This window comes from Burkholderia pyrrocinia (genome assembly GCF_018417535.1).
GTDB lineage: Bacteria > Pseudomonadota > Gammaproteobacteria > Burkholderiales > Burkholderiaceae > Burkholderia > Burkholderia pyrrocinia_E.
In genome coordinates this window covers 1807042-1833310 of record NZ_CP070978.1, presented here as the reverse complement: position 1 = coordinate 1833310, position 26269 = coordinate 1807042, and the positions used below count along the sequence as shown (strand labels likewise).

25 protein-coding genes and 4 pseudogenes are annotated in these 26269 nt (G+C 66.8%); 17 read left to right on the top strand and 12 right to left on the bottom strand.

Features of this window, described 5'->3' with window-relative positions; all coding sequences use genetic code 11:
* Positions 1–25: 25 nt before the first annotated feature.
* On the bottom strand, positions 26–625 hold the full coding sequence (locus tag JYG32_RS26310) for a GNAT family N-acetyltransferase (RefSeq protein WP_174378411.1): 600 nt from the start codon (positions 623–625) through the stop codon (positions 26–28).
* A 38-nt stretch (positions 626–663) separates the two neighbouring features.
* Between JYG32_RS26310 and JYG32_RS26305 the strand changes: the two genes are divergently transcribed.
* The 3 genes and pseudogenes from JYG32_RS26305 to JYG32_RS26295 all read left to right on the top strand — a co-directional run bounded on the left by JYG32_RS26305 (position 664) and on the right by JYG32_RS26295 (position 1980).
* Positions 664–807, top strand: a complete 144-nt coding sequence (locus tag JYG32_RS26305) for a hypothetical protein (protein WP_213265558.1) — start codon at positions 664–666, stop codon at positions 805–807.
* A 134-nt stretch (positions 808–941) separates the two neighbouring features.
* Positions 942–1124 (top strand): annotated as a pseudogene (locus tag JYG32_RS26300) (porin); the annotation flags it as partial.
* A 196-nt stretch (positions 1125–1320) separates the two neighbouring features.
* Positions 1321–1980, top strand: a complete 660-nt coding sequence (locus JYG32_RS26295; RefSeq protein WP_174378409.1) for a M24 family metallopeptidase — start codon at positions 1321–1323, stop codon at positions 1978–1980.
* 75 nt (positions 1981–2055) lie between these two features.
* On the opposite strand, the gene JYG32_RS26290 is transcribed toward JYG32_RS26295, so the two are convergent.
* The 4 genes from JYG32_RS26290 to JYG32_RS26275 all read right to left on the bottom strand — a co-directional run bounded on the left by JYG32_RS26290 (position 2056) and on the right by JYG32_RS26275 (position 6560).
* Positions 2056–4509, bottom strand: a complete 2454-nt coding sequence (locus tag JYG32_RS26290; RefSeq protein ID WP_213265557.1) for a phosphocholine-specific phospholipase C — start codon at positions 4507–4509, stop codon at positions 2056–2058.
* A 97-nt stretch (positions 4510–4606) separates the two neighbouring features.
* Entirely contained in the window at positions 4607–4744 is a 138-nt protein-coding gene (locus JYG32_RS39105) for a hypothetical protein (protein WP_249744649.1), read from the bottom strand.
* Between the two features lie 167 nt (positions 4745–4911).
* Positions 4912–5592: an HAD family hydrolase gene (locus tag JYG32_RS26280; protein WP_213265556.1), complete on the bottom strand. Its 681-nt coding sequence runs from the start codon at positions 5590–5592 to the stop codon at positions 4912–4914.
* Between the two features lie 23 nt (positions 5593–5615).
* Positions 5616–6560 carry a choline ABC transporter substrate-binding protein gene (locus JYG32_RS26275; RefSeq protein ID WP_433960856.1) on the bottom strand — a complete coding sequence of 315 codons (945 nt, stop codon included), beginning with the start codon at positions 6558–6560 and terminating at the stop codon, positions 5616–5618.
* A gap of 260 nt (positions 6561–6820) precedes the next feature.
* Between JYG32_RS26275 and JYG32_RS26270 the strand changes: the two genes are divergently transcribed.
* The 4 genes from JYG32_RS26270 (at position 6821) to JYG32_RS26255 (ending at position 9402) form a co-directional block, all read left to right on the top strand.
* Positions 6821–7501: an MgtC/SapB family protein gene (locus tag JYG32_RS26270; RefSeq protein WP_213265555.1), complete on the top strand. Its 681-nt coding sequence runs from the start codon at positions 6821–6823 to the stop codon at positions 7499–7501.
* Between the two features lie 44 nt (positions 7502–7545).
* Positions 7546–8313: a DeoR/GlpR family DNA-binding transcription regulator gene (locus tag JYG32_RS26265; RefSeq protein ID WP_213265554.1), complete on the top strand. Its 768-nt coding sequence runs from the start codon at positions 7546–7548 to the stop codon at positions 8311–8313.
* A gap of 152 nt (positions 8314–8465) precedes the next feature.
* Positions 8466–8957, top strand: a complete 492-nt coding sequence (locus JYG32_RS26260) for a molybdopterin-dependent oxidoreductase (protein ID WP_213265553.1) — start codon at positions 8466–8468, stop codon at positions 8955–8957.
* Between the two features lie 121 nt (positions 8958–9078).
* Positions 9079–9402 carry a winged helix-turn-helix domain-containing protein gene (locus JYG32_RS26255; RefSeq protein WP_174378446.1) on the top strand — a complete coding sequence of 108 codons (324 nt, stop codon included), beginning with the start codon at positions 9079–9081 and terminating at the stop codon, positions 9400–9402.
* 25 nt (positions 9403–9427) lie between these two features.
* On the opposite strand, the gene JYG32_RS26250 is transcribed toward JYG32_RS26255, so the two are convergent.
* Both JYG32_RS26250 and JYG32_RS26245 read right to left on the bottom strand, forming a co-directional pair.
* Positions 9428–10774 (bottom strand): DUF2325 domain-containing protein, encoded by a 1347-nt coding sequence (locus JYG32_RS26250; protein WP_213265552.1) that lies wholly within the window; start codon positions 10772–10774, stop codon positions 9428–9430.
* A gap of 120 nt (positions 10775–10894) precedes the next feature.
* Positions 10895–11431, bottom strand: coding sequence for a hypothetical protein (locus JYG32_RS26245; protein ID WP_213265551.1), 537 nt, complete (start codon positions 11429–11431; stop codon positions 10895–10897).
* A 404-nt stretch (positions 11432–11835) separates the two neighbouring features.
* Between JYG32_RS26245 and JYG32_RS26240 the strand changes: the two genes are divergently transcribed.
* Positions 11836–12648 (top strand): class I SAM-dependent methyltransferase, encoded by an 813-nt coding sequence (locus JYG32_RS26240; RefSeq protein ID WP_213267481.1) that lies wholly within the window; start codon positions 11836–11838, stop codon positions 12646–12648.
* A gap of 147 nt (positions 12649–12795) precedes the next feature.
* Complete coding sequence (locus JYG32_RS26235) at positions 12796–13200, top strand: nuclear transport factor 2 family protein (protein ID WP_213265550.1); 405 nt, start codon at positions 12796–12798, stop codon at positions 13198–13200.
* 374 nt (positions 13201–13574) lie between these two features.
* Here JYG32_RS26235 and JYG32_RS26230 read toward each other — a convergent pair.
* Together JYG32_RS26230 and JYG32_RS26225 are read right to left on the bottom strand one after the other, a co-directional pair.
* Positions 13575–13802, bottom strand: a pseudogene (locus tag JYG32_RS26230) (arginase family protein); the annotation flags it as partial.
* A gap of 153 nt (positions 13803–13955) precedes the next feature.
* The gene (locus JYG32_RS26225) at positions 13956–14837 is read right to left on the bottom strand and encodes a helix-turn-helix transcriptional regulator (RefSeq protein ID WP_174378403.1); all 882 of its coding nucleotides are present in this window, start codon (positions 14835–14837) and stop codon (positions 13956–13958) included.
* 197 nt (positions 14838–15034) lie between these two features.
* Between JYG32_RS26225 and JYG32_RS39605 the strand changes: the two are divergent.
* Positions 15035–15377 (top strand): annotated as a pseudogene (locus tag JYG32_RS39605) (cupin domain-containing protein).
* Positions 15378–15461: 84 nt separating this feature from the next.
* Positions 15462–15799, top strand: a pseudogene (locus JYG32_RS26215) (FAD-dependent oxidoreductase); the annotation flags it as partial.
* A 232-nt stretch (positions 15800–16031) separates the two neighbouring features.
* Here the strand turns inward: JYG32_RS26215 and JYG32_RS26210 are convergent.
* The 3 genes from JYG32_RS26210 to JYG32_RS26200 form a co-directional block, all read right to left on the bottom strand.
* Positions 16032–17411 (bottom strand): MFS transporter, encoded by a 1380-nt coding sequence (locus JYG32_RS26210; RefSeq protein WP_213265549.1) that lies wholly within the window; start codon positions 17409–17411, stop codon positions 16032–16034.
* Between the two features lie 247 nt (positions 17412–17658).
* Positions 17659–18027 (bottom strand): hypothetical protein, encoded by a 369-nt coding sequence (locus JYG32_RS26205; RefSeq protein ID WP_213265548.1) that lies wholly within the window; start codon positions 18025–18027, stop codon positions 17659–17661.
* A gap of 32 nt (positions 18028–18059) precedes the next feature.
* Positions 18060–18440 carry a winged helix-turn-helix transcriptional regulator gene (locus tag JYG32_RS26200; RefSeq protein ID WP_213265547.1) on the bottom strand — a complete coding sequence of 127 codons (381 nt, stop codon included), beginning with the start codon at positions 18438–18440 and terminating at the stop codon, positions 18060–18062.
* Positions 18441–18576: 136 nt separating this feature from the next.
* On the opposite strand from JYG32_RS26200, the gene JYG32_RS26195 reads away from it, so the two are divergent.
* The 6 genes from JYG32_RS26195 (at position 18577) to JYG32_RS26170 (ending at position 26169) form a co-directional block, all read left to right on the top strand.
* Entirely contained in the window at positions 18577–19209 is a 633-nt protein-coding gene (locus tag JYG32_RS26195) for a glutathione S-transferase C-terminal domain-containing protein (protein WP_174378399.1), read from the top strand.
* Positions 19210–19315: 106 nt separating this feature from the next.
* Positions 19316–19702, top strand: a complete 387-nt coding sequence (locus JYG32_RS26190) for a hypothetical protein (protein ID WP_213265546.1) — start codon at positions 19316–19318, stop codon at positions 19700–19702.
* A 92-nt stretch (positions 19703–19794) separates the two neighbouring features.
* Positions 19795–21087, top strand: coding sequence for a TolC family protein (locus JYG32_RS26185; protein ID WP_213265545.1), 1293 nt, complete (start codon positions 19795–19797; stop codon positions 21085–21087).
* A gap of 11 nt (positions 21088–21098) precedes the next feature.
* On the top strand, positions 21099–22622 hold the full coding sequence (locus tag JYG32_RS26180; RefSeq protein ID WP_213265544.1) for an efflux RND transporter periplasmic adaptor subunit: 1524 nt from the start codon (positions 21099–21101) through the stop codon (positions 22620–22622).
* Positions 22619–25825, top strand: coding sequence for an efflux RND transporter permease subunit (locus tag JYG32_RS26175; RefSeq protein WP_213265543.1), 3207 nt, complete (start codon positions 22619–22621; stop codon positions 25823–25825). Before JYG32_RS26180 ends, JYG32_RS26175 begins: the two co-directional genes overlap by 4 nt.
* Positions 25816–26169, top strand: coding sequence for a copper-binding protein (locus JYG32_RS26170; protein ID WP_213267480.1), 354 nt, complete (start codon positions 25816–25818; stop codon positions 26167–26169). Before JYG32_RS26175 ends, JYG32_RS26170 begins: the two co-directional genes overlap by 10 nt.
* Positions 26170–26269: the final 100 nt, after the last annotated feature.

The following is a 26269-nucleotide window of genomic DNA, read 5'->3' as shown; positions in this document are numbered from 1 at the left end:
CAATGACGCGCCGGTCGGCGCTGCTTCATCGCACCGGCCGCACCGGCCGCAGCGATTCCGGGTCGACCGTGCGGCTTCGAGCGGTCTGCCCGTCGCGCAGGTCCTTGTACCAGAACAGCGCGACTTCCCCGTCGTTGTCGCCATCCGCGTACAGGAAGCGGTCGTGGCCGCCCAGCACGAAGCCGGTGCGTGCATACGTGCTGCAGGCCGCGACATTGTTCGCCTGCGTTTCCAGCCGCATGAAGCCGAACCCTTGGTTGCGCGCCCACGCTTCCGCGGCGGCCAGCAGGAACTGCCCGATCCCCTGGCGCCGGCAATCGCGGTCGACGGCCAGCTCCGCGATCTCGGCCATGCCGTTCCAGCTCTCCGCGATCGCGACGAACCCGGCGAGCCGCCCGCCGGCCGTTGCGCGAAAGAGCGCCGTCTTGCCCGACGCTTCGCCTGCCCAGCCGGCCGGATCGAAGCCGTAGTCCTTGCGCCGTACCGGCAGCGCGCGAAGATCGAGCAAGTCCTGATACGGCGCATTCAGCGCCCATGCGATATCGAACGAGAAGTCGCATCGGTCCAGTTCGTTGGCGGGAAGCCCGCTCGCTGGTTCGATGCTGATGTGCTCGGCTCGGTCCATGTGTCGGTGTCCTGTATTCGGCGGGATGGCGTGGTCTGATGTGTGACGCGATCGCCGGCGCCATGATGCATGCCGGAGCGCGTCCGTTCCTCGTTCGTCTTTTTGCACCTGCACAATTGGCCGCGCGCGAAACCGGCACAAACCGGCTGTATCCGCGGCTGCCGAACGAGCACAAGCCGTGAACCGGACGACGTCGCCCGCGTGTGCGCCGTTCGCGCGCCGGCTGCGGTGCTTGTTCAACCGCCTGATTATGCTGGATTTCGATGACGGTCCGGTGCCGGCATCGGCGCGACGGCGGCCGCCACGCATCGTGTCTGCACTCTCGAAGCGCACGGACGTGTACGTGAGCGCGGTGTACCAGAAGGCGTCGGGCAGCAACACGATCAACGGCCGCGCGGTGCCGGTGCAGGCCGAGATCGGTTCGTCGCCATCGTTCGTCGGCAGCGCGGGCGCGAACACGCAGTTCGTCACGCATATCGGCCTGCGTCACAAGTCCTGATCGACCGGGCGGACGGGCGTTGCCGAAGCAGGCGGCGCCCGGCACGACAACGGGCGCTCCTTCAGAGCGCCCGTTTTGCTGTGGATGACGGAATGCGCGGGCGACGCGCCGGCGTGGAAAGCGCTATATTTATCCGCGCATATCGAAGCGACGATCGACCGTATCACCCCACATTCACCAGCACGGGAGCACCATTTTGAATTCGACGCACCGCGAAGCCGTCGGCGAGACCTTTTCGCTCGACGCGATGCAGCATGCAAGAACCATGACGTGGCAGGCCGTCGACGCGATCGCCGCGGGCATCCGCCCCGGTATGCGCGAATCGGAAGCGAACGCGCTGGGGTCGAGCGTGCTCGAGGATCTCGGGATGGACCGAATCTGGCATCCGATTCTCGTCCGCTTCGGGGAAAACACGCTGCGCACGTTCAAGGAGCGTTCGGTGGCGGACCCCGTCCTCGCCGCCGACGACATCTTCTTCATCGACCTCGGCGCCGTCTGGGCGAAGCACGAGGGCGACGCGGGCGCGACGTTCGTGTGCGGCGACGATCCGGACATGCATGCCTGTGCGCGCGCGGCGGGCGTCATCTACGGCGAAGTCGAGCATCACTGGCGGACCACCGGATGCGCGGGCATCGCGCTGTACGAATTCGCGGCGCAACGCGCCGACGCGCACGGCTTCCGGCTGAACGTCGACATCAAGGGGCATCGCGTCAGCGATTTCCCGCACGCGATCTACAAGGCCGGCAATCTCGGGGATTTCGACGGTGCGCCGGCGCCCGGCCTGTGGATCCTCGAGATCCAGATCGCGCATCCGACGCGGCCGTTCGGCGCGTTCTACGAAGACCTGCTCGTGTAAGCGCGGCGCCCGGCGACGCGCGAGAAGCATGCGCGCCGGCCGGGGCCGTTGGGCAATGGCGGGACCGCCACGATCTCAGATGTTGATCGCGATGGGGCCCGCGAGCGGCGTGTAGCCGTCGTCGAACAGATACCACGCGTCGTACTGGCCCGACGCGAGCGTGCTGTTCGCGGTCGACGAGAACAGCAGCGAGCCGGTGCTCTTGGGCAGGTACGCCCACGACTTGTAGCTGCCCTTGGTCGGCTGCGCGCCGCGCGCATAGATGCCCACCCAGTTCTTCGGGCTGTGGCGCCACGGCGGCACGACGTAGTCGAACCGCAGCGTGCCGTACGACGCTCCCTGCGACGCCAGTGCCGCGACGAATTTCCCGTTCGTATTGCCGATCGCCGAATCCGTCAGCAACGTGCCGGATTGCATCTGCACGCAGCCGGCGATACGGCGCAGGAAATTCGGATCGTTCGCGTCGCGGATGCTCGCGTCGTACCAGCCGGCGTCGCCATACCACGTGACGGCCTGCGTCGCGCCGGCCGGCACGCTGACCGACTGCGCGGCGTTCATCCCGTACGCGTTGTCGACGAGCTGGAACGTCGTCGCGCTCGACCCGGCGGAGTTGTCGAGCGTGATCTGCACGTTGCCGTTCTGCACGTCGTAGCAGAGGCTGACTTCGGCCGGCGATCCCGTGTTCCCCGACGCGCCGATGTTGCCGCGGAAGGTCTGCAGGAACCCGTTCGGGCCGTAGATCGAGTAATCGTAGCCGCCGCCCGAATTCAGCGCGAGCGCATCCGACAGGTTCGTGCACGCGCCCGTGCCGGCGCCGATCGTGTATTGCCGCGGGATCGTGCCCGTGCCGTCGACCCACGCCTGCAGATGCACGCCGGCCGCGCCGGTGTTGGTCATCGTCAGCGCGAGCGTCTTGCCGGACCGGTTGACCTTGCCCTGGACGAAGAACTCGTACGGCAGCCGGCATGCGGCGTTGCGGCCGGTCGTTTGCGCCGGGACCGCGGTGGTGGTCGGGGCGGGGATCGGCACCGTCCAGCCGTTCGGGTCCATGTTGCTGGCCGCACCGGGGATCGCCGGAATCGTCTGGTCGGGATTCGTGAAATCGAACGCCGACGCGAGATCGCCGCATACCGTGCGGCGCCACGGCGTGATGTTCGTTTCCTGCAGCCCGAAGCGCGCTTCCAGGAAGCGGATCACCGACGTGTGATCGAAGACCTGCGAGTTCACCTTGCCGCCCTTCGACCACGGCGAGATCACGAACATCGGCACGCGCGGGCCGAGCCCGATCGGCACGTCGCCGCTGGCCGAGCCGTCCGATGCGCCGCCGCCGCCGGCGACGAATTCCGCCGCGGTCGACACCGTCGACTGGCCGGTGCCCGCGTAGGCGCTCGACGGGACGGCCGGCGGCACGTGATCGAACAGGCCGTCGTTCTCGTCATACATCACGAGCAGCACCGTGCTGGCCCACACTTTCGGATTCGACGTCAGCGCATTGAGGACGTTGCTCACATACCATTCGCCGCCGCTCGCGGCCCACGACGGATGTTCGCAATACGCATACGGTGCGGCGATCCACGATACCTGCGGCAGCGTGTCGTTCGCGACGTCGGCCTGCAACTGGCTGAAGAGATTCGTATCGTATTCCTTGCCGCCGCCGCTCGGATCGATCTGCGTACCGTTGAGCGCCGGTGCGAGCGGATCGCTTGCGCCGAGGTTCTGGTACTGCCTGAAGTTCAGGATGACGTTGTCGCCATAGTTGCCGTTCCACCAGAGATCCTTGCTGGAACCGTTGTATTCGCCGTAGCCGTGGCTGGAATCCAGCCCGTTGCCCTTGTCCTGGTAGAACTTCCACGTGACGCCGGCCGCGTTCAGCCGTTCCGGCATCGTGGTCCAGCCGGTGCCGGTCATCGTGTTCGTCGTGTACGGCGAATAGCCGGCGACGTTGCCGCAGCAACCCGTCCACAGATACAGGCGGTTCGGGTCCGTCGGGCCGAGCATCGAGCAGTGATAGCTGTCGCACACGGTGAAGGCGCTCGCCAGCGCGTAATAGAACGGAATGTCGTTCTGCGTGAAGTAGTACATCGTGCCGCTGGTCTTCGCCGCGACCCAGTTGTCGTAACGACCGTTGTTCCACGCGCTGTGCGTGCCGTCCCAGCTGTGATCGAGATCGTTGTAATAGGTGTCGCCGTTCGCGACGCCGGAAACGGGCGGCGACGGGTTGAACGGAAACACGTACGACAGCAGCGAAGGCTGGCGCCATACCGGATAGCCGCTCGAAATCACGACCGGCCGCGGATCGCCGAAGCCGCGCGCGCCGCGCAGCGTGCCGAGGTAATGGTCGAACGACCGGTTTTCCTGCATCAGGATCACGACGTGCTTGACGTCCTGGAGGGTGCCGGTGACGGTTGCCGCCGGAATCGACTGCGCGCGCAGGATGCTCTCGGGCAGCATGCCGGTGACCGCGGTGGCGCCGGCGAGCTTCAGCGCATCGGCGAGGAACTGACGTCGTGTCGTGGATTTGTTTTGCATGATCGCTCTCTGTCTTGGAATGCCGGTCGGACTTGCCGGACGCTGCGTTTCGCCGCGCGTCGCGCGGGCAGTCGGCCGGCCGAGGGGCCTGCGTCAGTCAGTGGCACGCGCTCGCGCAGTGCAGGACCGGCGCGGAGGCCGAACCCGGTGCCGATGCGCGGGCGGCGGCGACATTGCCCGCCGCACCCGAATCGCCGTCGCCGCAAGCGGCCAGCGTGCACAGGAGCGCGATCATGAAAACGCCGCGCCAGTGCGGAAAGCGGCTTTCCGACCGTGTCGGCGATACGACATCCTTTCGATCCGATTCGAATCGGATTCCTGATTGATCAGGATTGGTGCTGTTGACTCCGGATTTCATTTCCCCTCCGAACATGAAATGGACAGCAGAGCATATCGCCCGAATCAGAACAACTTCATGACAGGCCACCCGCGTGTGCCTGCCACCTGCGAAAGCCGTATGTCGGGATTGGTCGCGACGGGATGCGTGACGTAATCGAGCAACGGCACGTCGTTGATCGAGTCGCTGTAGAAGTAGATTCGTTCGAAATCCGCCGGCACGTAGCCGAGCGAATCGAGCCACGCGGCCGTGCGCACGATCTTCCCTTCGCGGAAACTCGGCACGCCGGTGCTGCGCCCGGTGAATTGCCCGCCGGGCGTGCCGTCGTCGGTATCGAGCTCGATGCCGAGCAGATGCTCGATCCCGAACTCGGCCGCGATCGGCCGCGTGACGAACACGTTGGTGGCCGTGACGATGCAGCAGAGGTCGCCGTGCTCGCGATGCCGGTCGACCAGCGCACGCGCCTGCGGCGTGATGGCCGGCCGGATCACCTCGTCCATGAACTGCGCATGCCAGCGTTCGAGCTGCTCGCGCGAGTAGCGGGCGAGCGGCGCGAGCGTCACGGCGAGATACGCGTCCATGTCGAGCGTGCCGGCCGCGTAGTGGCCGTAGTGCTCGTCGATCAGCGCCGCATGCGCGCCGTCCTCCCGCCAGCCGACCCGCGTGATGAAGCGGCTCCAGGCCTGGTCGCTGTCGAGCGGCAGCAGCGTGTGGTCGAGGTCGAACAGCGCGAGATTCTTGTCCATGGGTGGTTCCTTGTATTGCGTGCTTACGCGCCGATCAGCTTCTCGATCGCGTCCCTGGCGCTCTTCCCGTCGATGGTCGTCACGCCGTCGAGCCACTTCGACAGCACGCCGGGGTTCTTCCTCGCCCATTCCTTCGCGACCGCGACCGGATCCGCGTGATTCATGATCGGCACCATCAACTGGTTTTCTTCGTCGGTCGTGAAGGTCAGGTTGGTCAGCAGCCGGCCGACGTTCGGGCAGCGTTCGAGATAGCCGGGGGTGACGAGCGTATAGACCTTCGCCGACCCGTAGTTCGGGCCGAACACGCTGTCGCCGCCGTCGAGATAGGAAATCCTGTAGTTGATGTTCATCGGGTGCGGCTCCCAGCCGAGGAACACGATCATCCGGTGCTCCTGCACGGCGCGCGTGACCTGCACGAGCATCCCGGCCTCGCTCGATTCGACCAGCTTGAAGCCGCCGAGCCCGAATTCGTTCCTGTCGATCATCCGCTGGATCAGCGCGTTGCCGTTGTTGCCGGCACCGATCCCGTAGATCTTGCCGTCGAGCTGGTCGCGGAATCGGGCGATGTCGGCGAAGCTCTTGAGGCCCTTGTCCGACGCGTATTGCGGCACGGCCAGCGTGTAGCGCGCGCCGATCAGGTTGGGCTGCGGCAGTTGATGAACGGCGCCGGCATCCACGAACGGCTTCACCGTCGGCGTCATGCTCGGATCCCAGTAGCCGAGGAACGCATCGATCTGCGCCTTCTTCACGCCGGCCAGTACGATCGGCGGCGACGCGATCGTCTTGGTCGCCTCGTAGCCGAGCCCGTCGAGCAGCATCATCGCGATACCGGTGGTGGCCGCGATGTCGCTCCAGCCGACATCGCCGAGCGTCACCTTCTTGCAGACGTCGCCCCCGGATGCGTGAACGGGGGCGGTCGCGATCGCCGCCAGCAGTGTTGCGGCCAGCATCCATGCCTTCTTCATCATGTCGGTCTCCTAAGCAAGTGTTCCGGATCGTGTTGCCTGAATGGTCTGACGATTGATCGTATTGATCGGATGAAACAAACGAACTTGGGTCTGGCTTTGTAGTTTTTCGTACCGTATATTAGAACGCACAAAATCGCAAGATCGCACAAAAATACAACTCGCCGGTCGTGGCGACGAGTGGACGAAGGCAAGGAAAGGCGGGCGGCGGTCCGGACGGGCCGTGCTTCACCAAGTGGATAGGCAAAGCAAGGAGACTTCGAATGATCAGTCAACTGGAAATCGTTTCCCGCCTGTTGCTGGCGGCATTGCTCGGCAGCATCGTCGGCATCGAGCGCGAGCGCCTGTCGTGGGCGGCCGGCTTGCGCACGCACATGCTGGTGGCCGTCGGCGCCGCGCTCGTGATGGTCGTGTCGGCGTTCGGCTTCGCGGATATCCAGAACGCGAAGAACGTGTCGCTGGACCCGTCGCGGGTCGCCGCGCAGGTCGTGTCGGGCATCGGCTTTCTCGGCGCCGGGTCGATCATGCTGCGCGGCGAGATCATCCGCGGGCTGACGACCGCGGCGAGCCTGTGGGTCGTGGCGGCAGTCGGGCTGGCCGTGGGCGGCGGCATGTACGTCGCCGCGATCGCCGCGACGGCGATCGTGCTGGCGATCCTGGCCGGCCTGAAGCCGATCGAGAAACGCTTCTTCGCCGCGCGGCAGCGCTGGGGCGTGCGCATCCTCGCGAGCCGCGGCACCGTGAAGCTGACGTCGCTGCAGGCGATGCCCGGCATCGACCAGGCACGCATCGTCCAGTTCATCATCGAGCAGGATGACGCGGCACCGGACGACGACCGCATCCACGTGGTGTTTTCAAAGATGACGAGCGCCGAGTTCCAGGCGGTCCGTCAATCCTTGCAGACCCTCGTCGGCATCAAAAAGATGGAGGAGAGCGCAGCATAGATCGCCGTTCGAATAACATTGACGTTCACTTCCGAGGACATTTCATGTGGCAAGAAGAGCGATATCAGAGGATTCGGCTTCTGTTATCGAAGATGCAGCGCGTTTCCACCGACCGGATCATGGCCGACCTGAACGTGTCGCGGGAAACCGTGCGCCGCGATCTCGTCGATCTCGAGGCGCTGGGGGAACTGAAGCGCGTGCATGGCGGTGCCGTGCAGGTCGGCGACGAAGCGCCGATCGCCGAGCGCGCGCAGACGCACGTCAAGGCGAAGCTCGCGATCGCCCGCGCGGCGGCCCGGCTGGTCACGGGCTCGCAGACGCTGTTCATCGACGCGGGCACGACCACCACGCTGCTGGCCGAGGAACTGTCGAAGCTGTCGGGCCTCACGATCGTCACGAACTCGATCGATGTGGCGCTGAAGATGCGGTCGAGCGACCCGGCGCAAGCGAAGAACGAAACGATCCTGCTCGGCGGGATGATCGGCAGCCGCGCGGCCGCGACGGTCGGCGACGGCACGGTCGCCGAAATCTTCCGCTACCGTGCCGATCTCGCGTTGCTGTCGCCGGTCGGCGTCGATCACGTGCGTGGCGCGACGAACTACGACCGGATGGAAACCGAAGTGGCGCGCGCGATGGTGAGCAACGCGGCGGAGGTCGCGATCCTGGCCGATTTCAGCAAGCTCGGCACCCACAGCCGGATCAGCTTCTGCGAACCGGCGCGGATCGGCGCACTCGTGACGGACCAGAAGGCGGAATCGGTCGACAGCTTCAAGAGCCTCAGGAAGGTCATCAAGCACATCGTGCTGTCATAGCGCGCGAGACGCGTGGGGTACGATCGGCCGTCGTTATGCCGTTCATGCGGCGCGCATTCTGCCGGCCGGCCCCGGTTGACCTTTTCCCAGCGTAATATATCCGCCGATACAACGAAGGCGCGCCGTCCGGCGGGCCGGCACGGAGGCGGGCGATGGAGATGGCAGGGATGGCGGCGCCTTCGGCGCATCAGGCGGCGGCAGGCTCGATCGCGCTGACGGGCGCGTTCGTGCGGCCGATGACGGTCACGCTCGACGATCTGCGTCGGCATGCGAGTGCGACGGCCGAGCCGTTCGACCTGCGCTGCTTCACGACGAACCGCTTCATCCGCTCGGTCGCGCCGTATCGCGGCGCGCGGCTGAAGGATCTGCTCGACGCGGCCGGGCTGCGCAACGACGCGCCCGGCGACTTCAAGCGCATGGTGTTCATCGCGCATGCGCACGACGGCTATGCGGTCACGTTTTCATGGCACGAGCTGTTCAACACACCCGTCGGCGAACAGGTGATCGTCGCGTTCGAATGCGGCGATGCGCCGCTGTCGATCGACGACGGCGCGCCGCTGCTGTTTTCCGGCGCCGACCGCCTGCCCGCGCCGCGTCACGTGAAGCGGCTGGCCGGCATCGTCGCGCGCGTGCTCGAGATCTGAGCGCGGCACGTATGCTGCCGGCGTTCGCCGCGCCGGCCATCGTGTATGCTTGCCCGCATCGTTCTAACGGCAGGACAACATGAAGACTTCGGCACACCCCAAGCCAGAGGTGCGGTTCAGGATGCGCATCCAGCAGGCCGATACGATCGCGATCGGCCCGGGCAAGGTCGCGCTGCTGGAGGCCGTGCGCGAGCATGGTTCGATTTCGGCGGCGGCGCGCAGTTTGAAGATGTCGTACCGGCGCGCGTGGCTGCTGATGGACGAGCTGAACCGCTCGCTGAAGTCGCCGGCGACGGTGTCCGAGCATGGCGGGCAGAGCGGCGGCGGCAGCGTGCTGACGCCGGTGGGCGAGGAGATCATCCGCCTCTATCGCGGGATCGAGGAACGCGCATACGCGGCCTGCGCGGGCGAGATCGCCGCGCTCACGAAAATGGTGCGCCGCTGAAGGTTTCTTTCCGGTAGACGCTTGCCTAGCCGTGCCGCAGGCAGAAACGCGGCGTGTCGCCCAAGGCTGCGTCCGGCGCGATGACATCGCGCGCCTGCGCATCGAGCCGCCCGATCAGTTCGACGAAGCTGGCGACGCTGGCGGTCCGCAGCGGGTAGTACGCGATGTGATGGCGTTCGCAGATGCGCTTGAGCAGGTTCATCGAATCGTGGTCGATGCAGTCGACCGGGAACACGACCAGGTGCGCGCCCGGTAACGCCGCGGCCAGCAGGCCCTTGCGATCCTCGATGCCGCCGTCGTGCAGCGTCACCTCGCCGCCCGCCGTTTCGACGATCCGCCGGATCGCACGGTTCGAACCGGGCCGCCCGCCGACATAAACGAGGCGCGTGTGCCGAAGCATCGACAGCGCGTTCACCGTCTGCTCGGCCGGATCGTCCGTCGACGCCTGCACCGCCTGTTCGATCGCGCTCGCTTCGGCGCGCAGCGTCTTCACCATCGCCATCAGGTCGTCGAGCCGTGCGCGCATCGCGCGGGCGCTCGCCTGTTCCGCGGCGATCCGCTGCTCGGCCGCCTCGCGGCGGCTCGTGTGCAGCGCGAGCCGTTCGTCGCGTGCGGCCAGCGCTTCGCGCAGTTCGTGTACTTCGTCGCGCAACGCGGTTTCGGCAGCCGGCTGCTGCGCGTTCTGGCGCGCGTTGATCGCGTCCAGTTCCCGCAGCGCCGCGTCGCGCTGCGTGCTCATCTCGTGCAGGCGCGCCTGCTGCCGTTCGATCTTCTCGTGCAGCGCCGCATTCTCTTCCTCCAGCGCGACCAGCCGCCGGATATCGGCGCGATTGGCCGCGCCGACCAGGTGCGACAGCATGTGCAGGTCGCCGAACGCGGCCTGGCGCACGCCCATCGTCGTGCGCGGATGCGTCATCAGCGCCCAGTACGCGGGTGGAATGTCGCCGCTCTTGAGCGCTTCCTTCCAGCGTGCGAGGAGTTCGTCCGCGTCTTTCGCGCTGTCGAACGCGCGTATCGCACCGGCATAGCGCTCGTCGAGTGCCTTGTGCAGCGCCTTGGCGCCGGCCGTGCCTTCGATCGCGAGCTCGACGGCCGCATGATGGATTTCGAGGTCGGTTGCGTGCTGCCGGTCGAGATCGGCGAATTTCGGTACGAGCCGGCGCAGTTCGTGCGTGGTCAGGCAGGTGCCGATGATCGAGCAGTGCAGGTTCGCATCGAGTTCGGACAGGCGCGTGCGGCGCTTCAGTTCGGCCTGTTGCGCACGGGACGGCGCGCAGCATGCGTCGACTCGCGCGCCGCTTGCCGCGGCCGGGTGGCCGGCGGACGACGGGAGGCCCGCCGTGCGGGCAAGGCGAAAGGGCGGAGCGTGCATGGTGACCTCGATCCGGCCCAGTCGGACCGGAGACGGATGCGCGAAAGATTCGCGAAATATACCACGGAATATAACGGGCGAAATTCCGGGGAAATTACCGGGCAATGCGGGGTGGCCCGGTCAGCAGAGTGCGGCGGAACGGTCGGTGCGCGGCGGTGTGGCCGGGGCCGGTGCTGCGGTCGAAACCGGGAGCGATGCCGGCGCGTGGCACGCCATCACGTATTCGACGCACAGCCCGACCAGCAGCACGTCGACGCGCTCCAGCGCGGCGACCGCGTCGCGCATCGCGGCCGGGTCGTTGCTGAACGAATCGGAAAACACGTCGTCGCGCGTGCGTTCGAGGCGGCGCGCCTGCCCGATCGCCCGTTCGAGTTCGGGCAGGCGTGTGAAGCGCGCGGCGCGCGCGTCGCGTTCGAGCGTCGACAGCAGTTCGCGCAGACTCATCGCGGACAGCGTTTCGTCCGTGGCGGCCGAGAATAGCCGGATGAAGCGCGCGACGCTGCCGCGCAGGCGCCGGAACGCATCGACGACGTCCGTGACCTGTTGCGCGCGCCCGTCGCTCGGCAACGGCCTGAGCGCGCTGATCTTGCACGTCAGTGTCGGCGTCTGGTCGCGTGCGGCGCGCAGCAGTGCGCGGTCCGTCGGCGTGCGGGGCATGGCGTGTCTCCGATGGTGCAGATGTCGATATATTCTATTGGATATATCGAGCGCACAAAACGACGCTTCGCAGATCTCGTTGAATGTCGCTGATCGACTGCGGATTCAACCCGTCATTGCAACACTCCCCGCTGCTATGCAGCCTCAAGCGTGTTGCATCGACGGGTTGAATCCGCAACCCGTTGCCGTCGTTCGTTCCCGCCACGGAAACGGCGGCTTTCGGCATACGTCCGACGCCCGCACCGTTCGTCGGTTCCGAGGCCTATCATGTATCGAGCCGACTTCACGTTGGCATGCGCGACCACCTTCGCAGATGGTCGCCGATGGCCGACCATGCCGAGCGTTCGCTGGAGTGGCTCGGCGTGTCCTGCAACGGGTTATCAGGCGTTTGCAAAGGGGGCATCGTGGCTGATCGCGACAAGGTGTTTGCGGGCTCGATTCCGGCGTTCTACGACACGTTGATGGTTCCGCTGATCTTTGAAGCCTATGCCGCCGACCTGGCGGAGCGGGTCGCCGCCTTCTCGCCCCGCTCGGTACTCGAAACGGCCGCGGGCAGCGGCGCGGTCACGCGGGCGCTTGCGCCAAGGCTCGACCCCGGCACGCGCTACGTGGTGACCGACCTCAACCAGCCCATGCTCGACCATGCCGCTGCCAGGCAGGGCGCCGACAGCCGCATCGAATGGCGGCAGGCGGACGCGCTCGACCTGCCGTTCGAAGGTGCGTCGTTCGACGTCGTGTGCTGTCAGTTCGGCGCGATGTTTTTTCCCGACCGGGTCGCTGGCTACGCCGAGGCGCGCCGCGTCCTGAAGCCGGGCGGGCGCTTTGTCTTCAATGTCTGGGACCGCATTGAAGAGAACGCCTTTGCGGACGAAGTCACCAACGCCGTCGCCATGGTGTTTCCGCGCGACCCGCCGCGATTCCTGGCCCGCACGCCGCACGGGTATCACGATATCGCGCTGATCCGGGAGGAGTTGCGCCGCGCGGGTTTCGCCGACGTCGACATCGAGACACGCGAGAAGGTGAGTTGCGCGACCTCGGCACGCGACGTTGCCACCGCCTATTGCCTGGGAACGCCGCTGCGCAACGAAATCGATGCGCGCGATGCCGGCTTGCTTCAGCTGGCTACGGACCGGGCGACAGAGGCCATTGCCGCCCGTCATGGCGACGGGCCGGTGGCCGGCAAGATTCAGGCGCATGTCATCGTGGCGGCAGGATAGCGGCATCCCGGATTGCTCATATCGAATCGGCGCCGCTCGATTGCTCGCCAACCCTAAGTGTGTCGCCCTGCGGTTCGACTATGCTGAATTGTCTGCAGCCGGGCTTCGCGCCGCAAAGCTGCGAACCGGCGACGACGGGAGGGCACGATGACCGAGCAAAGCAACGTTCAACTGGTGCAACAGGCGTACGCGGCGTTCGGCAGGGCCGATATCGACGGCATCCTGCAGACGCTCTCCGAAAGCGTCGACTGGTACATACCAGGGCCGACCGGCTTCATTCCGTTCGCCGGCAGAAGACATGGGCCTCGGGAGGTCGCGGCGTTCTTCGAGGCGCTTGCGTCGACGCAGACCGCGGAACGGTTCGAGCCGCGCGAGTTTATCGCCAGCGGCAACCGGGTCGTCGTGGTTGGCGCACAACGCTGGTATGTCCATTCGACCGGGCGCACGTACGAGGACGAGTGGGTGCATCTGATCACGATCGAAAACGGAAAGATCACGGCGTTTACCGAGTATCACGATACCGAGGCGGAAGCGGCGGCACATCGACAGTGACGGTGCGGCACGCGCGCCTGCCGCCCGGGAAAACCCGCTCGGACAAGCGAGGCCGCCTCTTGCGGCCCCGGAATCCGGTGCGAATCTTCCAGCCGGCAGTGCCGGTGCCCGATGGACCTCAGATGAAACCCGGATTCGGCGGGAGATAGTGCATCCAGTCGCCGCAGCCGTGCGTTGACATCGACACCATCGGAAGGGCGAAACGCATGCGTTGGCCGGCGGTCTCTTCCTGGCGGAACGCGGACAGGTCCTTCCGCGTTGTCCGGCACTCCGCGGAGAAAAAAGACGACACCGTGCCGCCAGATACGGTGTCGCCAACGGCCTGAACGGCCTGAACGGCCTGAACGGCCGCACGGGTCAGTCGATCGCGTGCATCGCGTGGCCATGTTGTACGGGCGAAGCAGCACGGATTCGGTGCGGATCTGGCGCGGGCCGAAACGCGAACCCGAGCGGTTCGACGTGCCGAGGTCGAGCGGCACGCCGACGAAGCTCGCGTCGAGGCCGTCGGTCGTCGCGGCCTGCGGCAGCCGCATCATCGTGGCGATGCCGCCAAAGCGCGGCATCTCGTTGCCGCCCATCGGTTGGTTCGATTGGCGGGGCATGGGACCGTCTCCTCTTTCCTGTGTAAAGCGATCGGCCGATGGTAGAGGAGAACGCCCGCGCGAAGATTTTGAAGTCGCAACGTTTACATCGACGGGTCTCGATGCGAGTGGCGCCGCCGCATCGACGCGGCGCGGCCGAAGGCGGCCGCGCAGTCAGCGCGCGTTTGCGGGCTGCACGGCGCCGTCGCGCGATCCGGCGGAAGGGAACGCGGTCGCGGCCGAACCCCACGCGGCGAGCTCGCGCTTGGTGCGCACGCCGAGCTTCGCGAACGCGCGCTTCACGTACGACTCGGCCGACGCGACGCGCACGCCGAGAATCCCGGCGGTTTCCGGCACGGTCCTGCCGGAGAGCAGGTGCTTGCAGGTTTCGTATTCGCGCTTCGACAGCTTCACGCCGTCGGCCGCGATCCGCGCGTCGAACTGCGCGAGCGGATGGACTTCGGGCGTCGGGTGCGCGACGCGCCGCACGGCGGTGGTCGACGCATGCAGTTCGAGCAGCGGGAACAGCACGTCGCTGATGCTGCGAAAGCGGTTCATCTCGGCGAGCGTGAACGGCGGCCGGTCGCGGCCGCGCTCCAGCGCGATCGAATGCTGCGAATAGCGCGTGCCGCGCGCGAGCACGCATTCGTGCCCGATCCGCACGTCGTCGAACAGCCGCTGGCGGAATTCGCCGGGCGGGATCGCCGCGATGTCGCGCACGACGAGCATCGTGCCGGTCTTGCCGCGCAGCCCTGCGAACAGCGGGTCGCTGTCGAGGAAGCGCTCGTAGTAGAGCGTCATCACGTCCGAGATGTCCGACGTCGCGGTGCCGATGCCGCTGCTGCCGATCCATTCGCATCGGTAGCCGGTGGGCATCGTGCCGTCGACGCGCGAGCGTTCGACGTGCGCGACGTCGAGCGGTACCACGTCGTTCAGCAGTTGCGTGAGGCGCGGCACGAAGTGCGGCGTGCCGACCGTCTCGATCAGCTCGCCCAGCGCCTTGAACGACACGTTGAAACGGTCGTTGTCGCGGTGGAAGGGGTTCACGTTGAGCATGCGGTTCCCCGGTGAAAAGCGGCCGGATTCTAGCGTTTGCGGTGAAAAACGTCATTAAGGGGAAACACCGTCGGGTGCCCTGTCGGCCTGCCCGTCTGCGTAAAGCATCGCTTGTCCCCCCGAAGGAAGGCATACCGGGGCAGTGTAAATGAGCAACTTTGTCTCTGCTTTTTTCAATCGAGAGACGAAAGATTCAGATGACCAAACTGATCGAGGGCATCCTGCCGCTCGGCGCAGACATCGGCGAATTCACGAAGCTCGACTTCGGGATGGACGAAAGTGACTGGCGCGCGAACGAAGGCAAGAGCGGTAACTACATCATCGGCTGGCGGGAAGGCAAGATCGGCTCGGTGAGTTTCCGGAAACCGCGGCCGACGAAGCGGTGCGGCTCGCCGAGGGCCGGATCGCTCTGACCGACGTCGAAGGCAACCGCAAGGAATACACGCAGGGCCAGGCTACCGGCTGCCCGCCGGCGTCGCGGGCAGCCGGGAGACGATCGAGGACGCGAAGAAGTTCTACGTGCGGCTCGAGAAGTCGTGATATCGGAAACCGCCGCCGTGGTGTCGTCGTCCGTGTGACGCGCACCCGGCAGCGGTTTCGTTTTCGCGTGTGATGGCCGGGATCATGGAAATGGAAGTCAACGAAGCAAAACAGGGCGTGCCGGTTCAGGCGCACGCAATGCGCGGCGCGCCGGTCGCACCGGGCGTCGAAGCGGTGCTCGCGAATACGAAGCTGTTCCCGTACTGGCTCGACAACCCGGCCGCGCCGGCGACGTGACGGCCGACCTGCTGATCGTCGGCGGCGGTTTCACGGGGCTGTGGTCGGCCGCACCGGCGAAGGAACAGATGCCGCACCTGAACGTGGTGCTGATCGAGGCCGGCAAGGTCGCGCACGGCACGTCGGGCGGCGCGGGCGGGATCATTTCGACGTCGGTGATGCACGGGCTGCCGAACGCGGTGCGCCGACGATGCCGGCCGATACGGTCAACCGCAATCTGGTCGAAGCCGATCGTGCGAACGCAGACGTAATGGCGCATTGCATTGGCGACGCAGCCGGCCGGCTGGCTGCTGCATACGAATCACTTCCTCGACGTGGCCGGCAATCCGCACGACCTCGCGCGCGACGGGTTCCTGCGGTTCTGATCCACGGGCAACGGGAAAGCAGGGCGGCACGCGCGTGCCGCCCGCGTGACGGTCAAGCGTCGATGCGCTCGACCTTGCCGACGAGCAACCCGTACGACAGGCTGCCCGCGAGCGCCATCGCGGCGATGTAGGTGATTGCGCGCGAGAAGTCCGCGCCGTTCACGAGCAGCCCGATCACGATCGGCGTCGCGATCGCGGACAGGTTGCCGATCAGGTTGAACACGCCGCCCGTGAGGCCGAGCAGCCGCGCGGGCGCAAGCCCCGATACCAGCGACCACGTGATCGACGCGAAGCCGTTGCCGAAGAACGCGATCGTCATGAACGCGATCACCCAGCCCGTCGAGCTCACGTAGTTCGCACCGATGATGCAGGTCGAGATGAGCAGCCCCGAGATGATCGGCAGCTTGCGCGCGAAGCCCTGCGACGCGCCGCGGCGCATCAGCCAGTCCGACAGCACGCCCGAGCACAGCACGCCGACAAACGCGGCGAGAAACGGCAGCGACGCGAGAAAGCCCGACTTGATGAAGTCCATCCCGCGATACTTGACGAGATAGGTCGGGAACCACGTGAGGAAGAACCACAGCGTCGAGTTCAGCGCGAACTGGCCCAGATAGATGCCCCACAGCTTGCGCTGGCCGAGCACCACGCCGAGGTCGCGCCATGTCGACGGCGCGCGTTCGCTGCGCGCCGCGATGCGGTCTTCGAGATCGACGAGCCCGCCGCCGTCGCGGATCAGCGCGATTTCGGCCGCGTTGACGCCGCGAAATGCACGCGGCTCGCGATACACCGCATACCAGATCGCGGCCCACGCGATGCCGGCGAGGCCGGTCGCGACGAACACCATGTGCCAGCCGAGATGCACCTGCAGCCATGCGAGCACCGGCGTGAGGAACGCGAGGCCGACGAACTGGCCCGACGTGTAGCCGCCGATCGCGCTCGCGCGCTCGCGGGTCGGGAACCACGTCGTGACCACGCGGTTGTTGATCGGGTACGCCGGCGCTTCGAGCGCGCCGACCGCGAGGCGCAGCACGATCAGCCCGACGAACGAACCCGCGAAACCGAGCAGCAGCGTCGCGGCCGACCACAGCGCGAGCGCGCCCGCATACAGCACGCGCGGCGACACCTTGTCGACGAGCCAGCCGCCCGGAATCTGCATCAGCGCATAGGTCCAGCCGAACGCGGAGAACACGAGGCCCGCGCGGACGGGATCGATGTTCAGCTCCTTGAACAGCGCAGGCGCTGCGATCGACAGGTTGCTGCGGTCGAGATAGTTGATCACGACCGTGACGAACAGCAGCGCGAGGATCAGCAGCCGCTTGCGGCTCGGCTGGGCGGTCGCGGCTGCGCGGGCGGTGGATTCGGGTGCGGTATCGGCGCGCGCGCGCGGTTGCTCCGACGGGGTGGCGTGGGTGCGTGACGCGGATTGGGCCACGGTTGTCTCCTGTGTTCCATGCCCGGCCGGCGCCCGCGAGCGGGGCGGCCGAATCGAATGGCGTTGGGGCGAACGTTAGAGCCGTGGGGTGAAACGCGTCAACATTTGGACAGGCATCCCTATTAATGGGATGCCGAGTGTTCAGTATGTGGGAATGCAACGCGAACGCGCCGCATCGTGCCTCGGTGGACCATCGCTTCCTTCGCGCCGACCGAGCCTTGCACCGCGCTGGCGTGCAGGCGATCGACTAACCGTGCGCGCTGTCGTCGCGATAACCGCTCTTGCCGACGAAGATCTCCTTCAGCGCGGCGCGCAGCGCGACCGGATCGTACTGGCCGGGCGCGAGATGGATCACGTAACGCGTTTGACCGTCGAGACGCGTGGCGATGCCCGGTTCGAGCTCGACGTCGATCGTGTCGTCGGTCAGGCGCACCGACAGATCCTTGACGCGCATATTGATCTGGTCGCGCACCATCACTTCGATCAGTGCGTCGTCCGGAAAGCGCGACAGCGCGAAGCAATAGTCCTGCTCCGCGTCGTGACAGTAGATGTTGGCGAAGCTTTCGTCGTCGTCGAGGTCGGACGTTGCCGCGCCGACGGTGGCGTGAAGTTCCATGAGCGTGGTTCCTGCGTAATGATTGCCGGGGGTTATCGGGGGGCGTGCATGGTCGATTCGATCGCAGCCGCGGCTTCGGGTATCGCATCAGCCTGCGCATCGCGCGCCTTCAGCCACAGCCCGAATTCGCGCATGACGTCGACCACCGGCCGCAGCCGGTCGCCGTCCGCGGTCAGATCGTACTCGACCCGCACCGGCACTTCCGGATAGACGGTTCGCCGCACGAGCCCCGCGTCTTCGAGCGCACGCAGGTCGAGCGTCAGCATGCGCTGCGAGATGCCGGGCACGTCGCGGCGCAGGTCGCTGAAGCGCCGCGGCCCGTCGAGCAGATACGACACCAGCAACAGCCGCCAGCGGCCGCCGAGCAGGCGCATCGCTTCTTCAACGGAACATCCTGTCGCACTCGTTTTCATCCTGCTGAACCCTGGTCGGTAAATTTTTTGTGACTACGGCACAAACGACTGCCGTCTTCTCAGCCATGCGCCGATGCGAGATATTAGCGCCCGCGTCGCGGCGAATCGATACACGGACAACAAACCAAGGAAACGCATGAAGCTTTATCACGCCCCCGGAAGCTGTTCGCAGGCGATCTGCATCGTGCTGCGCGAAGGCAACATCGACGCGGCGATCGTCAAGGTCGACGCGCGCAGGCATGTCGTCGAGGACGGACGCAACTACTACGACGTGACCGGACTCGGCTACGTGCCGCTGCTCGAACTCGACGACGGCACGATGCTGCGCGAAGGGCCGGTGATCGCGCAGTATCTCGCGGATCTGCGCCCGGAAGCCGCGCTCGCGCCCACCTGCGGCACGCTCGCCCGTTACAGGCTGATGGAGTGGCTCAACTTCCTCGGCACCGAGATCCACAAGGGCTTCATCCCGCTGCTATACGCGGTGCAGGCGGGGAAGTACGTCGAGCCGGCGCGGCAGAAGCTCGACAGCCGCTTTGCATGGATCGACCGCCAACTCGACGGCAAGGCGTTCGTCACGGGTGACACGTTCACCATCGCCGATGCGTACCTGTTCGCGTTGACCGGCTGGGGCAAGGCCGACTGGATGCGTTCCGTGTACAACGCGGATATCGACCTGAGCCGGTATGCGCATCTGCGCGCGTGGTACGAGCGCGTGCGCGAGCGGCGGGCCGTGCAGGCCGTGCTCGCTGCGGACGGCCTGTTGCGATAGCGTGCGGCGACGGTCGCGGATACGGTGCGTCGTCCCGCTGCACCGCGACCGTTCGTTCATATCGAGACGCCTCCACGCAGCAAAATGCCGCGTTATAATCGCCGCCATGAAACTGCTTCGGACCTTCATCCTGCTGCTGCTTTGCGCGGTGCTGCCCATCAGCGGGCTGGCAGCCAGCGGCCTGACCGGTGAATGTCCGATGCAACACACGATGTCGATGGAAGCAGACACGGGCATGAACATGTCCATGTCCGCCGACATGAGCGATTGCGATTCGATGAAGTCGCCCTCCGCCGATCACACCAAGGCCAAAACCAAGGGCATGGCCTGCAAGGTGACGGCCCAATGCCAGTTCGGCAGTCTCTATCACCCGGCCGCTCGCGCCGATGTCAGCCGTCCCGCTGCATTCGCCAGCACGATCGTCTTCCACTACACGCAGTCCGTCCCGGTCCGCGACCCGAGCGGGTTGTGGCGCCCTCCACGCATTAGCTGATCCCGATCCGACCGGTTCACCGCCACGGCGGTGAGGTTCGTCCTGTGCTCAGGACGTGGAATCCCTATGGGTTCCGACGTTGGGGTTAGACCATGTCATTCGATTTCGGCACGCCGCGCACGCGGCGTGCGTGTCGGCGCGCGCCCGTGCTTTGGGCCGCGCTGCTGGTGGCGGGCGCCGTTCACGCGCAGCAGTCGCCATTCACGCTGGACGCCGCGCTGCAGTCCGCCACCGATCATTCTGCTTCGATGCAGGCCGCACAGGCTTCGGTGCGCGCGAGTTCGGAAGCGGCCGTCCGGGCCGGCCAGTTGCCGGACCCGATGCTCAAGGCCGGCATCGACAACCTGCCGGTCAACGGGGGGCAGCGCTTCACCATCGGCCAGGACTTCATGACGATGCGCCGCATCGGCATCGAGCAGGAGTGGGTATCCGGCGACAAGCGGCGGCTGCGTACGACGCTGGCCGACGAACAGGTCGGCCGCGACCGCGCGGGCTATCTGGTGCAGCTCGCCGCCGTGCGCCGGCAGACCGCGACGGCGTGGCTTGACGCCGTCTACGCAAAGCAGGCGCTCGCGCTTCAGCAGGCGCTGCTCGGTCACATGCACCATGAACTCGACGCGACGCAGGCGTCGTATCGCGGCGCGAAGGCGAGTGCGGGCGATGTCGTTCAGGCCCGCGCGATGCTCGCGCAAACGCAGGATCAGGTGCTCAAGGCACAGCAGGCGTATCGCACCGCACTCATCGCGCTTGCCCGCTGGACGGCCACGCCGGTTGCGGACGTGACGGGCACGCCACCGGCGCCCGAGTCCTTCGTGTCGTCGCTGCCGCCCGACGAGCTGCGTCTGTCGCAACCGGCGCTCGTCGCCGCCGCTGGCGACATCGCGGTCGCCGAAGCCGACACCGCGGTCGCGAACAGCGAGCGCAGCCCGAACTGGACGTGGGAAATCGCGTACCAGCAGCGCGGCGGCGCGTATTCGAACATGGTGTCCGTCGGCGTCTCGATCCCGTTGCCGCTCAACCGCAAGAACCGCCAGAACCGCGATGTCGCCGAGAAGGCCGAACTCGCGACGAAGGCGCGCCTGATGTACGAGGACACGCTGCGTCAGGTGCAGGCCGATATTCGCACGCAGTCCGAAACGCTGGCGAGCGGCCGCGAACGCATCGCGAACCTGGGCGCCGCGCTGTTGCCCGCCGCCGATCAGCGCGTGCAGCTCGCGACGGCCGCGTACCGGGCCGGCACGGGTTCGCTCGCCGACACGTTCGCCGCGCGGCGCGCGCAACTGGACGCGCAGCTACAGGTGCTCGATCTCAGGCGCGACGTGTCGCAGACCTGGGCGCAGCTCGAATATCAGGTCGTGCCGTCGACGATGGCTGCCGCGCAGTGAAGGAGAACCTCATGACGAAGCAATCACTGGCGCGCGCGGCGCTGACGGCGTTCGCCGGCGCGGCGCTGCTTGGCGCGGGTTATTTCGCGGGCGTCCGCCATGCGGCGGGCGGCGCGGGGATGCCCGCCGCGGCCGCTGTCGCACCTGCAGGCGCGGCCGATCCGGACACGGGGCGCAAGGTGCTGTACTGGCACGACCCGATGGTACCGAACCAGCACTTCGACAATCCGGGCAAATCGCCATTCATGGACATGCAGTTGCAGCCTGTCTATGCGGACGAAGGCGGCGGTTCGTCGGGTATCCGGATCGATCCGGGCCTGCAGCAGAACCTCGGCATTCGCTACGCGACCGTCCGACGCCAGCAGACGGCGGCCGGTTTCGATGCGGTGGGCACCACGCAATTCGACGAATCGCGCGCGGACGTCGTCCAGTCGCGCGTCACCGGCTACATCGACCGTCTCTATGCACGCGCGCCGATGCAGCGCATCGCGAAGGGCGCGCCGGTCGCGTCGCTGTTCGTGCCGGACTGGCTCGCGCCGCAGGAGGAATATCTCGCGCTCAAGCGCGGCGGGATGGACGGCAGCCTGCTCGATGCGTCGCGCGCGCGGATGCGGGCGCTGTCGATTCCCGACGGCATGATCGCGAATCTCGATCGCACCGGCCGCGCGCAGACGCACGTCGTGCTGAGCGCGCCGGAAACCGGCGTCGTCAGCGAGCTGAACGTGCGGGACGGCGCGATGGTCGCGCCCGGGCAGACGCTCGCGAAGATCGCCGGGCTGTCGACGCTGTGGCTGATCGTCGAGGTGCCGGAAGCGCTCGCGCTGAACGTGCAGCCGGGGATGTCGGTCGACGCGACGTTCGCGGGCGATCCGGCGCGGCACTTCACCGGACGCATCCGCGAAGTGCTGCCCGGCATCAGCACGGGCAGCCGCACGCTGCAGGCGCGCGTGGAGATCGACAACGCATCGCTGAAGCTCACGCCCGGCATGCTGATGCGCGTGCGCGTCGCCGCGAAGGAGTCGGTTTCGCGCCTGCTCGTGCCGTCCGAAGCGGTGATCGCGACCGGCAAGCGCTCGATCGTCATCGTGAAGAACGGCGACGGCCGGCTGCAGCCGGTGTCCGTGACGCCGGGCAACGACGTAGGGGGCGACACGGAAGTGCTCGACGGGTTGAGCGAAGGCGACACGGTCGTCGCATCGGGGCAGTTCCTGATCGATTCGGAAGCCAGCCTGAAAAGCGTGCTGCCTCGGCTGGAACGGGCGGCGGGCGCAAGCGCGGCGGCATCGTCCGCCCCAGCAGCGGCGCCGATGTACGAAACCACCGGCAAGGTCGAGAAGGTCACGGCCGACGACATCACGTTTTCGCATCAACCCGTTCCGGCGCTCGGCTGGGGCGCGATGACGATGGCGTTCGGCAAGCCGTCGGCGCACGCGTTCCCGGACGTGAAGCCGGGCCAGACCGCGCGTTTCGCGTTCACGCAGACCGACGACGGCTACCGGCTGACGAAGGTCGAGCCGCAAGGAGGCGAGCGATGATCGCGCGCGTCATTCGCTGGTCCGTCCGGAATCGCTTCCTGGTGCTGCTGGCCACCGTGTCGATCGCGGCATGGGGCGTCCATTCGCTGCGGCAGACGCCGCTCGATGCGTTACCCGACCTGTCGGACACGCAGGTGATCGTGAAGGCGTCGTATCCGGGCAAGGCGCCGCAGGTCGTCGAGGATCAGGTCACCTATCCGCTGACGACGACGCTGCTCGGCGTGCCGGGCGCGAAAACCGTCCGCGCATACTCGTCGTTCGGCGACGCGTTCGTCTATGTACTGTTCGACGATCACACCGACCCGTACTGGGCGCGTTCGCGCGTGCTCGAATACCTGAGCCAGGTGCAGAGCCGGCTGCCGGCGGGTGCGACCGTGTCGCTCGGGCCGGACGCCACGGGCGTCGGCTGGGTGTACGAGTACGCGCTCGTCGACCGCACCGGCCGTCACGATCTCGGGCAACTGCGCGCGCTCAACGACTGGTTCCTGAGGTTCGAGCTGAAGGCCGTGCCGGACGTATCGGAAGTCGCGAGCATCGGCGGCATGGTGCGCCAGTACCAGGTCGTGCTCGATCCCGACAAGCTGCGCGCGTACGGGATCACGCAGGCGGCGGTGGCGGACGCGCTTCGCCAGGCCAACCAGGAATCCGGCGGTTCGGTCGTCGAGCTGGCCGAGTCGGAGTACATGGTGCGGTCGTCCGGCTACCTGCGCACGCTCGACGATTTCCGGCACGTCGTGCTGCGCACGGACGACGCGGGCACGCCGGTGCTGCTCGGCGACGTCGCGCGCATTCAGGTCGGCCCGGCGATGCGGCGCGGGATCGCGGAGCTGAACGGGCAGGGCGAGGTGACGGGCGGCGTCATCGTGATGCGCTCGGGCAAGAACGCGCTCACGACGATCGACGCGGTGAAGGCGAAGCTCGCCGACCTGAAGCGTTCGCTGCCGCCCGGCGTCGAGATCGTCACGACCTACGACCGCTCGCAACTGATCGAGCGCGCGGTGGGCAACCTGAAGGACAAGCTGATCGAGGAGTTCGTGATCGTCGGCATCGTCTGCGCGGTGTTCCTGTTCCATCTGCGCAGCGCGTTCGTCGCGATCCTGTCGCTGCCGCTCGGTGTGCTGGCCGCGTTCATCGTGATGCGCTACCAGGGCGTGAACGCGAACCTGATGTCGCTCGGCGGGATCGCGATCGCGATCGGCGCGATGATCGATGCGGCGATCGTGATGATCGAGAACGCGCACAAGCATCTGGAGGCGTACGACCACGCGCACCCCGGCGAGCCGATCACGGCCGCGCGCCGCTGGGAACTCGTCGCAACGTCGGCCGCCGAGGTCGGGCCGGCGCTGTTCTTCTCGCTGCTGATCATCACGCTGTCGTTCATCCCGGTGTTTTCGCTGGAAGGGCAGGAGGGCAAGCTGTTCGCGCCGCTGGCGTTCACGAAGACCTACACGATCGCCGCCGCCGCCGGGCTGTCGGTGACGCTGGTGCCGGTCCTGATGGGTTATCTCGTGCGCGGCCGCATTCCGCACGAGCACGCGAATCCGATCAACCGCGTGCTGATCCGCCTGTACCGGCCGCTGCTCGAAGCGACGCTGCGGCGCCCGTGGTTCGCGATCGGCGTCGCGGCCGTCGCGCTCGTGCTGACGGCCGTGCCGTTGTCGCGGCTCGGCGGCGAATTCATGCCGCCGCTCGACGAAGGCGACCTGCTGTACATGCCGACCGCGCTGCCGGGCATCTCGGCCGACAAGGCGAGCGAGCTGCTGCAGCAGACCGACCGGCTGATCAAGACCGTGCCGGAGGTCGACACGGTGTTCGGCAAATCGGGGCGTGCGGATTCGGCCACCGACCCGGCGCCGCTGGAGATGTTCGAGACGACGATTCGCTTCAAGCCGCGCAGCGCGTGGCGGCCCGGCATGACCCCGGAGAAGCTCGTCGACGAACTCGATCGCACGGTGAAGGTGCCGGGCCTGTCGAACGTGTGGGTGCCGCCGATCCGCAACCGGCTCGACATGCTGTCCACCGGCATCAAGACGCCGGTCGGCGTGAAGATCTCCGGGCCGGACCTGAAGGGGATCGACGCGATCGCGACGCAGGTCGAAGCGGCGGTGAAGCACGTGCCGGGTGTGACGTCCGCGCTCGCGGAGCGGCTGAACGGCGGCCGCTACATCGATGTCGATATCGACCGGCTCGCCGCCGCGCGCTACGGGCTGTCGGTCGCCAATATCCAGTCGGTCGTGTCGTCGGCGGTCGGCGGCGAGGACGTCGGCGAAGTGATCGCGGGGCGCGAGCGTTTCCCGATCAACATCCGCTATCCGCGCGAGATTCGCGATTCGCTCGAGAACCTGCGGCAACTGCCGGTCGTCACGGCACGCGGTGCGCAGATCCGCCTCGGCGACGTCGCGCGCGTCGCAATTGCCGACGGCCCGCCGATGATCCGCAGCGAGAACGCGCGACTGTCCGGCTACGTGTACGTCGATATCCGCGGCACGGATCTGAACACGGCGGTCCGCGCGATGCAGCAGGCCGTCGCGCAACAGGTCGCGTTGCCGCCCGGTTATTCGATCGCGTGGTCGGGGCAGTTCGAGTATCTCGAACGCGCGGCGGCGACGCTGCGCACCGTCGTGCCGGTGACGCTCGTCGTGATCTTCCTGCTGCTGTTCCTCACGTTCGGCTCGGTGGCGGACGCGCTGCTGCTGATGTCGACGGTGCCGTTTGCGCTGGTCGGCGGCTTCTGGCTCGTGTGGGCACTCGGCCATGCGGTATCCGTCGCGACGTCGGTGGGTTTCATCGCGCTGGCAGGCGTGGCCGCCGAGTTCGGCGTCGTGATGCTGCTGTACCTGAAGGGCGCGCTGACGCGCCGGCTCGATACCGGCGAACCGCTGACCGATGCGCTGCTGCTCGACGCGATTCGCGAAGGCGCGGTGCTGCGCGTGCGGCCGAAGGCGATGACGGTCGCCGTCGTGCTCGCCGGCCTCGTGCCGATCATGGTCGGGCACGGCGCCGGCTCCGAAGTCATGCAGCGCATCGCCGCGCCGATGGTCGGCGGCATGGTCACGGCGCCGCTGCTGTCGATGTTCGTCATTCCCGCCGCGTGGCTTCTGCTGCAGCGCCGTCGCGTGCGACGCGCGGGCGATGCGCGGCATTCCGATGCAGTTCCTCACGGCATGAACGTGCCATCCACCCAAACCGGAGAATCCCGATGAAGAAATTGATTGCTACCACCGCCGCCGTTCTCGCGATCGGCGCTTTCGCAACTCCCGCCTTTGCCGCCGGTGAAATGTCCGGCATGAAGATGTCGTCGGACGGTTCGGCCGAGTCGCATGCGGCGCTGACCGACGCCGAAGTGAAGAAGGTCGATGCCGCGAGCGGCAAGGTCACGCTGAAGCACGGCGCACTCGACAACGTCGGAATGCCGCCGATGACGATGGCGTTCAAGGCGAAGGACGCGGCCATGCTCGCGCAGGTGCATGCGGGCGACAAGGTCAAGGTCCGGATCGAGAACGTCAACGGCACGCTGACGATCGTCAAGCTGGTCAAGGCATCCTGATCGTCCGGATGCGGGCGTTACTGTCGCCCGCATCCGTGCAACGATGTACACGGCACGGACGCGGCGGCCGTTGCCGCGTCCGCGTGCGTGCGCCTGCCGG

What these genes read in the sequence shown, in the direction of transcription:
- JYG32_RS26310 (WP_174378411.1), bottom strand. Translation starts at nt 625, where the DNA reads ATGGACCGAGCCGAGCACATCAGCATCGAACCAGCGAGCGGGCTTCCC.
- JYG32_RS26305 (WP_213265558.1), top strand. Translation starts at nt 664, where the DNA reads ATGTGTGACGCGATCGCCGGCGCCATGATGCATGCCGGAGCGCGTCCG.
- JYG32_RS26290 (WP_213265557.1), bottom strand. Translation starts at nt 4,509, where the DNA reads ATGCAAAACAAATCCACGACACGACGTCAGTTCCTCGCCGATGCGCTG.
- JYG32_RS39105 (WP_249744649.1), bottom strand. Translation starts at nt 4,744, where the DNA reads ATGATCGCGCTCCTGTGCACGCTGGCCGCTTGCGGCGACGGCGATTCG.
- JYG32_RS26280 (WP_213265556.1), bottom strand. Translation starts at nt 5,592, where the DNA reads ATGGACAAGAATCTCGCGCTGTTCGACCTCGACCACACGCTGCTGCCG.
- JYG32_RS26275 (WP_433960856.1), bottom strand. Translation starts at nt 6,560, where the DNA reads ATGATGAAGAAGGCATGGATGCTGGCCGCAACACTGCTGGCGGCGATC.
- JYG32_RS26270 (WP_213265555.1), top strand. Translation starts at nt 6,821, where the DNA reads ATGATCAGTCAACTGGAAATCGTTTCCCGCCTGTTGCTGGCGGCATTG.
- JYG32_RS26265 (WP_213265554.1), top strand. Translation starts at nt 7,546, where the DNA reads ATGTGGCAAGAAGAGCGATATCAGAGGATTCGGCTTCTGTTATCGAAG.
- JYG32_RS26260 (WP_213265553.1), top strand. Translation starts at nt 8,466, where the DNA reads ATGGAGATGGCAGGGATGGCGGCGCCTTCGGCGCATCAGGCGGCGGCA.
- JYG32_RS26255 (WP_174378446.1), top strand. Translation starts at nt 9,079, where the DNA reads ATGCGCATCCAGCAGGCCGATACGATCGCGATCGGCCCGGGCAAGGTC.
- JYG32_RS26250 (WP_213265552.1), bottom strand. Translation starts at nt 10,774, where the DNA reads ATGCACGCTCCGCCCTTTCGCCTTGCCCGCACGGCGGGCCTCCCGTCG.
- JYG32_RS26245 (WP_213265551.1), bottom strand. Translation starts at nt 11,431, where the DNA reads ATGCCCCGCACGCCGACGGACCGCGCACTGCTGCGCGCCGCACGCGAC.
- JYG32_RS26235 (WP_213265550.1), top strand. Translation starts at nt 12,796, where the DNA reads ATGACCGAGCAAAGCAACGTTCAACTGGTGCAACAGGCGTACGCGGCG.
- JYG32_RS26225 (WP_174378403.1), bottom strand. Translation starts at nt 14,837, where the DNA reads ATGCTCAACGTGAACCCCTTCCACCGCGACAACGACCGTTTCAACGTG.
- JYG32_RS26205 (WP_213265548.1), bottom strand. Translation starts at nt 18,027, where the DNA reads ATGGAACTTCACGCCACCGTCGGCGCGGCAACGTCCGACCTCGACGAC.
- JYG32_RS26200 (WP_213265547.1), bottom strand. Translation starts at nt 18,440, where the DNA reads ATGAAAACGAGTGCGACAGGATGTTCCGTTGAAGAAGCGATGCGCCTG.
- JYG32_RS26195 (WP_174378399.1), top strand. Translation starts at nt 18,577, where the DNA reads ATGAAGCTTTATCACGCCCCCGGAAGCTGTTCGCAGGCGATCTGCATC.
- JYG32_RS26190 (WP_213265546.1), top strand. Translation starts at nt 19,316, where the DNA reads ATGAAACTGCTTCGGACCTTCATCCTGCTGCTGCTTTGCGCGGTGCTG.
- JYG32_RS26185 (WP_213265545.1), top strand. Translation starts at nt 19,795, where the DNA reads ATGTCATTCGATTTCGGCACGCCGCGCACGCGGCGTGCGTGTCGGCGC.
- JYG32_RS26180 (WP_213265544.1), top strand. Translation starts at nt 21,099, where the DNA reads ATGACGAAGCAATCACTGGCGCGCGCGGCGCTGACGGCGTTCGCCGGC.
- JYG32_RS26175 (WP_213265543.1), top strand. Translation starts at nt 22,619, where the DNA reads ATGATCGCGCGCGTCATTCGCTGGTCCGTCCGGAATCGCTTCCTGGTG.